This window comes from Lacisediminihabitans sp. FW035, assembly GCF_054880895.1.
Genome location: NZ_CM142187.1, coordinates 3758660 through 3771238 on the forward strand (window position 1 = coordinate 3758660; position 12579 = coordinate 3771238).

16 protein-coding genes are annotated in these 12579 nt (G+C 67.0%); 2 read left to right on the top strand and 14 right to left on the bottom strand.

Translation table 11 applies throughout. The features are described 5' to 3' along the window. Positions 1–86: 86 nt before the first annotated feature. Positions 87–1271 carry a MalY/PatB family protein gene (locus tag ACVXZ4_RS17845; protein WP_461796124.1) on the top strand — a complete coding sequence of 395 codons (1185 nt, stop codon included), beginning with the start codon at positions 87–89 and terminating at the stop codon, positions 1269–1271. Here the strand turns inward: ACVXZ4_RS17845 and ACVXZ4_RS17850 are convergent. The 3 genes from ACVXZ4_RS17850 to ACVXZ4_RS17860 all read right to left on the bottom strand — a co-directional run bounded on the left by ACVXZ4_RS17850 (position 1268) and on the right by ACVXZ4_RS17860 (position 3050). After that, positions 1268–1441 carry a hypothetical protein gene (locus ACVXZ4_RS17850; protein ID WP_461796125.1) on the bottom strand — a complete coding sequence of 58 codons (174 nt, stop codon included), beginning with the start codon at positions 1439–1441 and terminating at the stop codon, positions 1268–1270. The genes ACVXZ4_RS17845 and ACVXZ4_RS17850 overlap by 4 nt on opposite strands. A 115-nt stretch (positions 1442–1556) precedes the next feature. After that, entirely contained in the window at positions 1557–2312 is a 756-nt protein-coding gene (locus tag ACVXZ4_RS17855; RefSeq protein WP_461796126.1) for a GAF and ANTAR domain-containing protein, read from the bottom strand. Between the two features lie 33 nt (positions 2313–2345). Further along, positions 2346–3050 (bottom strand): GAF and ANTAR domain-containing protein, encoded by a 705-nt coding sequence (locus ACVXZ4_RS17860; RefSeq protein WP_461796127.1) that lies wholly within the window; start codon positions 3048–3050, stop codon positions 2346–2348. A gap of 199 nt (positions 3051–3249) precedes the next feature. Between ACVXZ4_RS17860 and ACVXZ4_RS17865 the strand changes: the two genes are divergently transcribed. After that, positions 3250–3819, top strand: coding sequence for a GAF domain-containing protein (locus ACVXZ4_RS17865; RefSeq protein ID WP_461796128.1), 570 nt, complete (start codon positions 3250–3252; stop codon positions 3817–3819). A gap of 48 nt (positions 3820–3867) precedes the next feature. Here the strand turns inward: ACVXZ4_RS17865 and ACVXZ4_RS17870 are convergent, their stop codons facing one another. The 11 genes from ACVXZ4_RS17870 to ACVXZ4_RS17920 form a co-directional block, all read right to left on the bottom strand. Continuing rightward, on the bottom strand, positions 3868–4191 hold the full coding sequence (locus ACVXZ4_RS17870) for a hypothetical protein (protein ID WP_461796129.1): 324 nt from the start codon (positions 4189–4191) through the stop codon (positions 3868–3870). A gap of 156 nt (positions 4192–4347) precedes the next feature. Further along, positions 4348–4593: a carbon storage regulator CsrA gene (gene csrA / locus ACVXZ4_RS17875; RefSeq protein ID WP_461796130.1), complete on the bottom strand. Its 246-nt coding sequence runs from the start codon at positions 4591–4593 to the stop codon at positions 4348–4350. 4 nt (positions 4594–4597) lie between these two features. Continuing rightward, the gene (locus ACVXZ4_RS17880) at positions 4598–5455 is read right to left on the bottom strand and encodes a hypothetical protein (RefSeq protein ID WP_461796131.1); all 858 of its coding nucleotides are present in this window, start codon (positions 5453–5455) and stop codon (positions 4598–4600) included. Continuing rightward, positions 5433–7478 carry a flagellar biosynthesis protein FlhA gene (locus ACVXZ4_RS17885; protein WP_461796132.1) on the bottom strand — a complete coding sequence of 682 codons (2046 nt, stop codon included), beginning with the start codon at positions 7476–7478 and terminating at the stop codon, positions 5433–5435. The genes ACVXZ4_RS17880 and ACVXZ4_RS17885 overlap by 23 nt, the downstream gene beginning before the upstream one ends. Before the next feature lie 2 nt (positions 7479–7480). Beyond that, complete coding sequence (locus ACVXZ4_RS17890) at positions 7481–8581, bottom strand: EscU/YscU/HrcU family type III secretion system export apparatus switch protein (RefSeq protein WP_461796133.1); 1101 nt, start codon at positions 8579–8581, stop codon at positions 7481–7483. 2 nt (positions 8582–8583) lie between these two features. Next, complete coding sequence (locus ACVXZ4_RS17895; protein WP_461796134.1) at positions 8584–9342, bottom strand: flagellar biosynthetic protein FliR; 759 nt, start codon at positions 9340–9342, stop codon at positions 8584–8586. 1 nt (position 9343) lies between these two features. After that, positions 9344–9619, bottom strand: coding sequence for a flagellar biosynthesis protein FliQ (fliQ, locus tag ACVXZ4_RS17900; RefSeq protein ID WP_461796135.1), 276 nt, complete (start codon positions 9617–9619; stop codon positions 9344–9346). Then, entirely contained in the window at positions 9619–10362 is a 744-nt protein-coding gene (gene fliP, locus ACVXZ4_RS17905) for a flagellar type III secretion system pore protein FliP (protein WP_461798023.1), read from the bottom strand. The genes fliQ and fliP overlap by 1 nt, the downstream gene beginning before the upstream one ends. 116 nt (positions 10363–10478) lie before the next feature. After that, the gene (locus tag ACVXZ4_RS17910; RefSeq protein WP_461796136.1) at positions 10479–10943 is read right to left on the bottom strand and encodes a FliO/MopB family protein; all 465 of its coding nucleotides are present in this window, start codon (positions 10941–10943) and stop codon (positions 10479–10481) included. Positions 10944–10945: 2 nt separating this feature from the next. Continuing rightward, positions 10946–11647, bottom strand: a complete 702-nt coding sequence (fliN, locus tag ACVXZ4_RS17915; RefSeq protein WP_461796137.1) for a flagellar motor switch protein FliN — start codon at positions 11645–11647, stop codon at positions 10946–10948. Positions 11648–11674: 27 nt separating this feature from the next. Beyond that, positions 11675–12550, bottom strand: coding sequence for a flagellar motor switch protein FliM (locus ACVXZ4_RS17920; RefSeq protein ID WP_461796138.1), 876 nt, complete (start codon positions 12548–12550; stop codon positions 11675–11677). Positions 12551–12579: the final 29 nt, after the last annotated feature.

Genomic DNA, 12579 nt, shown 5'->3' on the forward strand with positions numbered 1-12579 from the left:
GCCGATTCGCGAATCTCAGGATCGCATAGATCACCGCAGCCGCCCCCGCGACACTCGCGGGCTGCCGGGGCGGGCCAGAATGAGGTGTGACGGCATCCCTCCCCAATCCTCTCGAGCGGTTCGGCATCGATGAGCTTCGAGAGCGCACCAGCGCGAAATGGCGGACCTTCCCCGACGACGTGCTCCCCCTCTGGGTGGCCGAGATGGATGTCGCGCTGGCCGCGCCGGTCGCCGGTGCGGTGAGGGACGCCATCGCCCGCGGTGACACCGGGTATGCCGTCGGCGCGGACTACGCGGCGGCCCTCCGCGACTTCGCATCGGAGCGCTGGGGCTGGCACGACCTCGCGGTGGCGCGCACCGCCGTCGTCGCCGACGTGATGACGGGAGTCGTGGAGATGCTTCGCCTCGTGACAGAACGAGGGTCCGCCGTCGTGATCAACTCCCCTGTCTACCCACCTTTTTCCGCATTCGTGACCCACGCCGATCGGAGGGTGACCGAGGCGCGTCTCGGTGCCGACGGGCGCATCGACTTCGACGAGCTGGGCAGCGCCTTCGAGCGGGCATCCTCCACCGGCCTGCCCGCGGCATTTCTCCTCTGTAACCCGCACAACCCCACCGGCGTGGTGCATACGGCGTCGGAACTCTCCCGGGTGGCGCAACTCGCGGCCCGGTTCGGCGTGCGCGTCGTCTCCGACGAGATCCATGCCCCCCTGGTGCTCGAGGGCGCCGCGTTCGTGCCCTACCTCAGCATCCCTGGAGCCGAGAACGCCTTCGCGGTGATGTCCGCCTCCAAGGGGTGGAATCTCGCCGGCCTCAAAGCGGCGGTGGCAATTGCGGGGCCGGATGCCGCGACCGATCTCGCACGCATGCCCGAGACCGTCACCCACGGTCCGAGCCACCTCGGGGTGATCTCCCATGTGGCCGCGCTCCGGTCGGGCGGCGACTGGCTCGACGCCCTGCTGTCGGGACTCGACCAGAATCGCGCACTCCTAGGCAGGCTGATCGAGACGGCTCTTCCACAGGTCGGCTGGATGCCGCCGCAGGGCGGCTATCTCGCCTGGTTGGACTGCCGGGCGCTCGGGTGGGACGCCCCTGCGGAGGCATTCCTCGCCCGGTCGCGGGTTGCGCTCAGTGAGGGCGCCACCTTCGGCACCGGCGGAATGGGACACGTTCGGCTCAATTTCGCCACGTCGGCAGCGATCCTCGCCGAAGCGATCGACAGGCTCGCTGCCGGGCTCCCTGGGGGGCAGCCCGGATCGCCTGATTGCTAGACCGGGGCGGAGCCGATCGTCGACAGCAGCACGAAGGCCATCGCCGTCACGATCGCGAGCAGCGCGAGGATGACGATGATCGGCTCGGTCGCCGGGAAGCCATCGTCGAATGGGACGGGGAGGCGGATGATCGTCGGTCCGGGTTCGGGTGATGCGGCTGCAGAATCCATATCGTTCTCCCAGGGAAGCGTTCGCGTGAACTGCTGCCGACGATCTGGAGCAACACGCCCAAAGTAGTCCTCGGACCAGCGGAAAGAAAGCCCCGCTCCAGCCGGGCTGGAGGCCCTAGATCACCGGCCCGGGCTTCGCGCCGGACGTCGACTTCGCAATGAGGTCGAGCGAGCGGTTGGCGACGCCCTCGGCGACTGTCCGCAGGGTGAGGTTGTTGTTGCGAGCGTGGGCTCGAAGCAGCAGGAATGCCTCCTCCATCGAGAGACCCCCGGACTGGGAGAGCACCCCTTTTGCCTGCTCGATGAGCACGCGACTGTCCAGTGCCCGCTGCAACTGCTCGGTGACCACCTGGGATTGGGCCGCGATTCGCTCCTGGAGGATCGCGATGGTCGCGACATCGGCAAGCGCCTGGGCCACAGCGGCATCCCGCCGATTCAAGGTGCCGACCGATGTGCCGAAGAGGTTCATCGTGCCGATCACCTCGCCGCGGAGCCGCATCGGAGTGGCATGCACCGACAGGAAGCCCTGCTCGAGCGCGGCCACCCGGAAGGCCGGCCAGTCCTCGGTCGACTTCTGGATGTCGGGTACCGACACCGCGAGCCCGGTCGTGAAAGAGTCCACGCACGGCCCGGCCCCGGCGGCAAGCTGCATGACCTCGACGAGGTCCGCACGCTCGCTGGTGGATGCGACCACCTGCAGTCGCCCGGCGCTGTCCGCGAGCATGAGGCCACCGGCCTGCGCATCGAGTATCTCCGTGCACTCCGTCACGAGGGTGTGCAGCAGTTCGACCACGTCGTAGTCGGCAGTGAGCGTATCCGCGACGCTGACGAACGCCGCATTCAGCCGTGCTTCTCGAGACATTGTGCTCATCGGTCGCTCCTGTTTCCCAATCGTATCCCTCACTCAATTCGATAGCTGACGAAAGTCGAGCAGTCGAGCGACGACATCTTTCGCGACGTCCTCCACGGTGCGACCCGAGACGAACGCATGGGCGCGCAGAAGGGAGAACGCCTCCGTCGCAGTCGTCTCGAGTTGAATGAGGATCATGCCCGTCGCCTGGTGAACCTCGCGGCGCATCGTGGGAGAGCCCGCCACCTCTGCCACATCCTCCTGCTCGGCCGAGCGGATGGCAGCCTGGACTGCGGGACCAGCCACCCGTGTCGCCAATTCGCGCGCGAGCGCGACTGCACCGTCGTCGAGCGCACCGGGGCTCGAACGGTAGAGGTCGATGACCCCGACGGTGACGGCCGCCATCGTGATGGGGAAAGCGAAGAGAGCGGCGGCCCCGAGGCGGGCCGCGGCAGCCGCGAATACCGGCCATTCGGTGGTGTGGGCAGGCGAGAGGTCGGCGCTGAGTGAGGCGGTGCCAGTCTTCATGACGGACCACTGCGGCCCTTCGCCGAGGTCGAACTGCAGGCCCTCGAGCCGCGCGGCCACGCTGTCGCTCGAGCACACAGTCACCCGGCGCGAGCGCCTTCCGATCAACGAGATGGATGCACCGGTCACCGGTAGCAGCTCGACGAACGGCTGGCAGAGGTCGTCTCCCGGCCAAAGGGCGTGCTTGTCGCTCATGGCGGCCGAGTCCCCCGCGCTGTCGGTGCTGCTCATGAGACGCCCTCGAACATGGTTCGCGGAACATTCGGCACCGGGAGAACGCGTCGACTGCGTGCGAAGACGATGCTGCGCACTGCCCCCTACCGTACGCCCTTGCGGGCCGGGGGCTTTGACGCCTGTTCTGGGCGTGGCTAGAGTTGAGGGAGTCGCTCTGATCCCCGGCGGTTGATGGTTCCATCGACCTGGGAGAGAAATGTTCAGTGCTAAGACCCCGTCGAAGAGGGCGGACCAGCTGCTCCCGGGTTCCCGGTCAGAAGCGATGCGCGCCCGCAAGAGCCTGCTCTTCCCCGCGCAGTCGCGCGCGCGCCTCGACCTCTCCCTCGACGAGGTGGTCCTCGCTGCTCGTCGGGTAATGCTCACCCAGACCCGCCTGCGCGAACTCCTCGAGGCAAATCGGACGGTAGCCGACTACCGCGACCTCGGCTCGTTGCTCAACGGCATCCTGAACTCGGCGGTCGCCCTCGTCGGGGCAGGGTCCGGAGTCTTCGAGGTCTTCGCGACCAGGGAGCATCCGCGACGGGTACTTCGCTGCGGCACCCTGACGGATCGGCCGCCGGAGTCGCACCGGAGGGAACTGCGGCTGCGTCGCGACGACGAGACACACGGCGTGCTTTCCCTCGGACGTGACGGAAGGTACGACTTCACCACCGAAGACGAACAGCTCTTGGAGTCGTTCGCGGCCATGGCTTCGATCGCTATCGCGAACGCCCGGCTGCGCGAGAATTGGGAGGTCTTCGACGGCGCTGGCCGTGCGTCGCCGTAGGTGTCGAGGGTTCGATGCCCGTCGACCCGGGAAGGCGACTGCGAGCGGTTATCCGGCCAGCTCTGTTGCGAGCGCGGAGTCGGTCTCGGTGCGGGCGACCCGGCGACCGCTGGACTGCTTCGAGTTCTCTACGGCACCGAGGCCGAGGTCGAGAAGCTGGGCTTCGCTCCAGCCGGCCGCGATCGCGGCGTGACGGGCGGCATCCACCGCGGCGATGGTCGCCTCTAAGGCGCTGAGGCGAACTGCGAGCTGGTGCACGAGGTCCATACGGTGGTTCATCTCGGCGTCGACGATGGCACGCGCCTGCACTGTGGAGTCATCGGGATCGAAGGTTGCACGGGTCAGGTAGTGGACCTTCGCGTCGGGACTCATCGGGCTTCCGTTTCTCGTAACAGGATCGAGAAACCCCTTCGGCTGATATATCAGTGGTTCCCCTATAGACACGATGCTCCATCCCGTCGTGGAGTCACAGTCCCCAGTAGAGGGGACACGATTTGTACCCCAGATTGTCCCCCAGGGGAACCTGGGTCAGGAGGCCTGTTCCGGGGAGATACCGAGCGCAGACTTCAGCTGCTGCTCGACCGAATCGTCCGCGGCGGCGGCGGCGATGTTGGCCTCGGCGACGGCGAGCAACACCTCTTCGCGTTGGATCTTGATGCCGCGAGGGGCATCGATCCCGATGCGGATACCGTCGCCACGCACGTCAAGGATGGTGATGGTGATGTCGTCACCGATCACGATCTTCTCGCCCGCCTTGCGGGTCAATACCAGCATCGTCTCAGCCTACCGAACCACTCTCCAGCCAACCGACCTGGATGCCGAGTTGATGCACCGTCTCCGGGGTCTCGGTGGTCTCGCTGCCGGTGACGGCGATCGCATCGATGTGCACGTGTGACTGCACCGCCTTGACCCAGCGTGCGGTGTCTTCGGTCTTGCGACCGACATCCACCACCACCCAGACCTGGTCTGCCTTGAGATAGTCCAGCGCGGCGATAGCGTCGGCATCGAGACCGCCACGTGGGATGCCGAGAGCGATGAACACGCTGTGCTTCTCGCGCACTCCGGCCGCGCGAGCGGCCATGGCACTGATGCGATCCTTCACCCGGAAGTAGCCGTCCGCGGTGACCGCACCCGCGATGCTGAGCGCCCGGAGACCGGAGGCCTGCGACATGTCGCGCGCCACCTGGAGCGGGTCGTCGCCGAGTCCCACGACAACGACGAGATCGCCCGCAGCTTCGAGCGGCGTCTGCCGGAACACCGTCGGCCCATCGATGAGCGGCACGATCGCGGCGGTGTTATAGGTGAGATCCGCCATGATCGAGTCGAAGTCGACCGAGTGGGTGGAGAGCCGGGGAATCAGGTCGCCGTAGTGGGAGATCGCCTCGGCGGTGTCCGCATCGTCGAGCAGTCGGGCGATCCCCGCCCGTGTGGGCAGGTCGAAGGTGTGGGCGTCGCGCGCCGTGCCATCCGGCACGTCCACCTCGATCTCGTAGCGGCGCGAAGCGAAGAATCCGGAGATGCCCCCGGAGGTCACGGCCTTGACCGCGATGACCTTCGCCAGCGGGCCGTGCTCCGCGAGCACCCGCGCATTCAGTTCGTCGAGCGACGCACCCTCAAGCTGATATCGACTCGGCACCGCGCACCACCCCCACTGTCTCGATGTTCACATTGGCAGACGTGACCTCCTGGTACGACAGCACCGGCAGCCCGCCCGACTGCGCGGAGACGAGTCGGCGGATGGCGGGACGCAGTGCCGGCGCGCAGACCAGCACCGCCGACATCCCGGTACCCTCCACGCGGGAGACGACATCGCGAACCGAGCCGAGCAGCGACTCGAGCGCGTGCTGGTCGATGAGGATCTGGGTGCCGAGTTCCGACGGGCGGAGCCCCTCGAGCATCGACTGCTCCAACAGCGGATCGATCATGATCACGTGGAGCGTCTGGCCGTCGAGGTGGCGGGCGCTGAGGGCCGGGCCGAGAGCGGCCCTGGCTGCTTCGATGAGGCCCTCCGGATCGGCGGAGACCTTCGCTCGCAGCGACAGCGCCTCGTAGATGCGGGGCAGGTCGTTGATCGGCACCTGCTCGAGCAGTAGCCCCTGGAGCACCCGCTGCACCTCGGCGAGGCTGAGGAGGGTGGGAACGAGCTCGTCGACCGCAGCCGGGTTGATCTCCTTCACGCCCTCGGTGAGCACCCGCACGTCTTCGCGGGTGAGCAGGCGCGCGGCATTGCCCATGATGATGGAAGAGAGGTGGGTGACGACCACCGAGACGCGGTCGATCACCGTGGCACCCGTCATCTCGGCGCTGTGGCGCATCTCGCTCGGCACCCATTTGCCGGCGAGTCCGAAGACCGGTTCGAGCGTCACGGCACCGGGCAGCGGATCGAGGGCCTCCCCGAGAGCGAGAACCTTGCCGGCGGGGGCGATCCCGCGCCCGGCCTCGACACCGGCGATGCGGATCACGTAGGTCGATGGCGGAAGTTCGATGCTGTCCCGGGTGCGCACAGGAGGCACGACCAGGCCCATGTCCATCGCGATCTTGCGGCGGAGCGACCGCACCCGGGCGAGCAGATCGTCCGAGGCATCCGAGACCAGGTCCACGAGGTCGGGGGCGAGCAGGATCTCGAGGGCGTGTACCCGCATCTGCTCGATCAGGTTCTCGGTGGTCGTGCCGCTGGCGGGATCGGCGACGGCCGCGGTCTCGATTTCGAGCTTCTTCACTGCCTCGCGGGCCTTGATGCGCTGGGCGATGATGATGAGCGAGGCGCCGACGATGATGAACAGGATGATCGGCATGCCGGGGATGAACGCCATCAGGATCGCCGCGACCCCGGCGATGATGAGGGCGTACCGGGACTGGCTGAGCTGGGCGCCAGCGGTGGACCCCATGTCGGACTCGGCGTTCGATCGCGTCACGATCATGCCGGTGGAGACGGCCATCAGCAGTGCCGGGATCTGGGTGACGAGGCCGTCTCCGATGGTGAGCAGGGTGTACTTGCTCACCGCGTCACCGATGGACAGTCCGCTCTGGATCACGCCGATCGCGATCCCGCCGACGACGTTGATGATGATGATGATGATGCCGGCGATCGCATCACCCTTGACGAACTTCGACGCACCATCCATCGCGCCGTAGAAGTCCGCCTCGGCGGAGACCTCGGCCCGACGTTCGCGAGCCTGAACGTCGGTGATCAGGCCGGCGTTGAGGTCGGCGTCGATGGCCATCTGCTTGCCGGGCATGGCGTCGAGGGTGAAGCGGGCACCCACCTCCGCGACGCGCTCCGCACCCTTGGTTACCACCACGAACTGGATGACGACGAGGATGAGGAAGATCACGGCGCCGATGATGATCGAGCCGCCGACCGCCACGTGACCGAACGCGCCGATCACCTCTCCCGCATACCCGTTGCCGAGCACGAGACGGGTGGAGGCCACGTTGAGGCCGAGGCGGAAGAGCGTCGCCACGAGCAGCAGCGAGGGGAAGACGGAGAAGTCGAGCGGCTTCTTCACGAACATCGTGGTGAGGAGCGTGACAAGCGCGAGCATGATGTTGACGATGATCAGCAGATCGAGCACGAAGGCCGGGATGGGCACGACGAGCAGAAGGATGATGCCGACCACTCCCAGCGGCACAGCGAGCTTCGCGAGGTTCTTGTTCATTGTCAGTGCCCTCCAGCGGCGACTAGTTGGTTCATCTCATGCACGCCCCGTGACGACCCGCGCTTGCGCAGCGCGAGCACGAACGCGAGGACGCGGGCGACCGCGTTGTACAGGTCGACCGGGATCTCGTCACCGAGATCGCAGGCCTTGTGAAGTGCGCGGGTGAGCGGGATGTCCTTGACGATCGGCACCCGGTCGGTCTCGGCCTGCTCCCGGATGCGCAGCGCGATCTCTCCGGCACCCTTCGCGACGACGCGAGGGGCTGACTTGCCCGGCTCATACTTGAGCGCGATGGCGAAGTGGGTGGGGTTCACCAGCACCACGTCGGCATCCACGATGGCGGCCATCATGCGGTTGCGGCTCATGGCGAGCTGGCGGGAACGGCGCTGCCCTTTGATCATGGGGTCGCCCTCGGAGGACTTGTTCTCGTCCTTCACTTCTTTCTTGGTCATCCGGGTGCGCTTGCGGTTGCGGCGCATGATCACGAAGACATCGGCGGCGGCGAGAATGAGACCGGCGATCACTGCGGAGCGCACGAGCGAGGCGGTGCCGTCGGTCGCCGCCTGGATGAGAGTGGAAGCGGGAAGACCTCCACCGCTCATGAGCACGGGCATGAGTCCCTGGATCACGGCAAGTAGCACGAGCCCGACCACGACGGTCTTCGACAGCGCTTTCACGCCCTGCCAGGCCGCCTGCATGCCGAAGGTGCGCTTGAGGCCCTCCACCGGGTTGAACTGGTCGAACTTGCCGGTGAACTTCTTGAAGTGGATGCCCCCCTGCGCGGCCGCGGTCACGAGCACCGCGATCGTCACCACCAGGAGCAGCGGCAGGATGATCCCGCCCACCGAGCCGAGTCCGTCGAAGAGTGCTCTCAGCGCGTGGGCGGAATCGGGGTGGTCCATCACCTCCTGCAATTGGTACAGGGGGGCGGATGTCGCGGCGGCGCCCGCCGAGACGGTCGCCGGGATCATCACCGCTGCCACACCGACGGCCACCCAGGCGGTCATGTCCTGCGACTTCGCGAGCTGGCCTTTTGCCCGCACCTCTTTCATGCGCTTCTCGGTGGCGAGTTCTGTCTTCTCGCCGGAGTCTGCTTCGGGCATGCCTATTTCACCCCCGTGAAGATGGAGACGGCCTGGCCCGTGATCGCCGCGACGATCTGGGGGAGGGCGGCGAAGACGAAGACGCCGAGGGCGAGGGTGATGAAGATCTTGAGCGGGAAGCCGAGGGCGAAGGCGTTGAGTGCCGGGGCGACCCTGGTGAGCAGGCCGAGCCCGGCATCCGCGAGGAAGAGCACCACGATCAGCGGGCCGGCGATCTGCACGGCCGAGAGCATCATCTGGCCGACCGCGAGAGTGATGGCATGGATGGGTGCCGCAAGGTCGAGCGTGCCGGCCACGGGAAGTGCGTCGAAGCTGCGCGCGAGTCCGCCGACGATCAGCTGGTAGCCACCGGAGGCGAAGAGCAGGGCGAGAGCGGTCATCTGGTAGAGGCGCGCGAACTGTGCGCCGTTGATCATCATCTGCGGGTCGAAGCCCTGCGCCAACTGGAAGCCGCCGAACAGGTCGACCAAGTTGCCCGCCGACTGCACTGCCGAGAACACGATCATCACGAGAAAGCCGAGCAGCGCACCGGTGACGAGCTCCACAAGCAAACCGACGACGAATCCTGCGGTGTCCGGGGAGACATAGCCGCTCGCGACCCGCGGCGAGACGGCGAGCGCGAGTCCGATCCCGAGCATCGCCTTGATGCGGAGGGGGAACGCGTTGGTGGAGAACGGCGGGGCTATCACCAGGAACGTCGTCATGCGCACGGAGGCGAGCATCACCGCCTCGATCCACGGGAAGTTGAGCGTGAACGCCATCTCACCCCCCGCTCAGCAGGTTCGGGATCTTCTCGAACAGCGAGTGGGTGAAGGCCACGAGCTCGGAGATCATCCACTGGCCCGACACGATGAGAGCAATGGAGACGGCGATCGCTTTCGGCACGAACGACAGCGTCACCTCCTGGATCTGGGTGATCGACTGCAGGAGCGAGATGGCGAAGCCGACGACGAGGGCGGTGACCAGGATCGGCGCGGAGAGCTTGGCAGCGATGAGCAGGCCCTGCAGCGCGACATCCATGACGGCGTTCTGGTTCATCAAGTCCCCCGATAACTGCTGATGAGCGTCGTGATGATGAGCCCCCAGCCGTCGACGAGCACGAACAGGAGGATCTTGAACGGCAGCGAGATCATCACCGGCGGCAGCATCATCATGCCCATCGACATCAGCGCTGCCGATACGACGAGGTCGATCACGAGGAACGGCACGAAGATGACGAACCCGATGATGAACGCGGCGCGGAGCTCGGAGATCATGAACGCCGGGATGAGGGTCGGCAGCGAGACCGACGACGGATCCTTCGGGTTGGGAAGGCCGGCGGCCCGCGTCATGAGGGCGAGATCCTCCTCCCGCGTGTGGGCGAGCATGAAGGTGCGAAGGGGCTTGGTGGCGAGGTCGATCGCCTGAGTGAAATCGATGTGGCCGTTGAGGTAAGGCTGCAGAGCGTGCGTGTTGATGTCGGTGATCACCGGCGCCATGATGAACAGGCTGAGGAAGAGGGCGAGGCCGGCGAGCACCTGGTTCGGCGGGATGGAGGGCAGCGCGAGGGCGTTGCGGGCCATCGCCAGGACCACGAAGATCTTGGTGAACGAGGTCATCATCAGCAGCAGCGCCGGGGCCACCGACAGCAGCGTGATGCCGACGAGGGTGACGATGGCGGAGGACGGGGTGCCGTCCGGGCCGTTGATGTCAACCGAAAGGCCGCCGGGGCTGGTCGGCGCGACCGGCGGGGTCGGGGCGTCCACCGTGGGGACCGAGGCGTGGCTCGCGGTACTCGTCATGAGGATCAGGGCCGCGGCGACCACGAGCACGAGCAATGCGATGACGACGATGCGGGCGGCCGGGCCGTTCCAGAAGCGGGCGCTGAGCGTTGTGCGCGCCGTCGTGGCGTGCCCGCTCACCGGGAGGACCGCAGTGCCACGGCCGCGCGCTTCCAGGTGGAGAGGGAGAGGATCGAACCGTCGAGCGCACCGGCGCGCCGCGGCATCCCGGTGCGAGGGTCGAACTGCTGCGGGAAGGGGATCGGCGTCGTTACCGCCTTGCGGGGAGCCGCCGTGGCGCTCGATTCCGCTTCGGTCAGCGCAGACTCGAAGGCAGCGGCAGTGTCTGGCACTGCGATCTCGGTCGCATCGAGCACGGTCACCGAGTGCTCGGTGACTCCAAGCAGGAACCTCTTGCCCTCCACGTCGATCACGACGACGGATGCCTTCTGCGCCAGGCCCTGGCGGGTCACGACGTTCACCAGCTTGGTCGCACGCGTCGAACGGGTGCCCTTCGTGATGCGTCGCTGCAGAAACCACAGCAGCCCCACCACAGCGGCGAGGGAGAGCAGTACGCGCAACGCGACGAAGAGCGTGTCCACGGTTAGTTGAGACCCTCGGCGACGTCGAGGATCTGGGTGATGCGCACGGCGTAGTCCTGGTCGACGACCACGATCTCGCCGTGGGCGATCAGACGACCGTTGAGCAGCACGTCGGCCGGAGCGCCGGCCGAGCGGTCGAGCTCGATGACCGCGCCGGGCTCGAGACCGAGCACATCGCGCACCGACATGCGGGTGCGACCGATCTCCACAGTGAGCGCCATCTCGACGTTGTTGATGCGACTGAGGTTGTTCACGAGCGACTCCTGGGAGATCGGGACGGCGCCGGCGAGGCTCTCCCGCATACGGATGGCGAACCAGCCGGCCGCACTGCCGCCGGTGGAGAGAGCGAAGACCTCGGTGGTCGGGTCGGAGAACAGTGCCGTGGCGTCATCCACCCTGGCGGCGCCGAGCACGCCGGAGCCGAGGACGGCGGCGGCGGCATCGAGAGCCGGGCGCAGCACATCGACGATCGAGACGAGCTGCGAGTCCGCGACCGCGGCATCCGCCGTCTCGATCGGGTCGAGGAAGACGATGGCAAGGTCGGCGGATGACTCCCCGACGAAAGAGGCGACAACAGCGCTGTCGAAGGGGCCGGCCGGCACTCCCTCGATCGCGATCGCCTCGAGGATGGACGTGCTCGGCAGCAGCCGCGCGAGTGCCTCCGCAGCGGCGGAGCGTGGATCGATGACGGTGGACTTCTTCACTGGTTCGGCCTTTCTCTTCTGGTCTGGTTAGTTGTCCGGGGTGGCGGAGACGACGACGCACGCGAGCCTGGCGCCGTTGGCTCCGACCGCAGCGCGGGCGAGCGTCTCGCCGTCGACGGTGAGGTTGAGGGGTCGGTGCTGCGGATGCGGGATGGTGAGCAGGTCGCCGACGGCGAGCCCGAGAACGCGGCTCGGCTTCACCAGCACCGGGTTGAGGCTGAGGGCCACCTCGACGGGCACCCACCCGAGCTGGGCGGCCACCTGTTCCCGGGTGTTGCCAGTGGCCGGTTCGACAGCCGGCTGGCCGAGCTGTGGCAGCAGCGCCTTGGCGGGGATCGCAAGCGTGGCGGTGGTAGAGCTGTCGCCGACACGGATCGAGAAGCTCGTGACGATCATCAGGTCGGCCGTCGCTGCCGCCTGGGCGAACTGCGAGTTGTACTGGATGGTGTCGATGGAGATGCCGGCTTCGAGAATCGGGCCGAGCGAGTACCGGAGGTCCTCGAGGGCATCGTCGAAGAGGCGACGCACCAGTGCCTGCTCCACCGGAGTGAACTTGCGCTCGGGGACGACCTGCGCGGTGTTGCTGCCGAGCATGTACGACACCCACGTGAGCGCGGCCGACGCCGGGAACTGGATGACCGCGCGGGCATCGATCCCGGCGATGGTGCAGAGGATCATTGCGGTGGTGGCGGGAAGCGAGGAGGCGTACTCGTCGTAGGTCTCCATGACGATCTGCTCGCAGGTCACCTGCGAGACCACCCGCACTTTGGCGGTGAGCTGGGTTCCCCACTGCCGGGCGAAAGTCTCGAGTGCGAGCTCGAGCACCCTGGTGTGTTCCCGGGCGAGAGTGGTGGGACGGCGGAAGTCATAGGGCTCCACCGCCGGGCCCGATCTTGCGGGCACGCCGATAGAAGTTTGTTCCTGGACCGTCA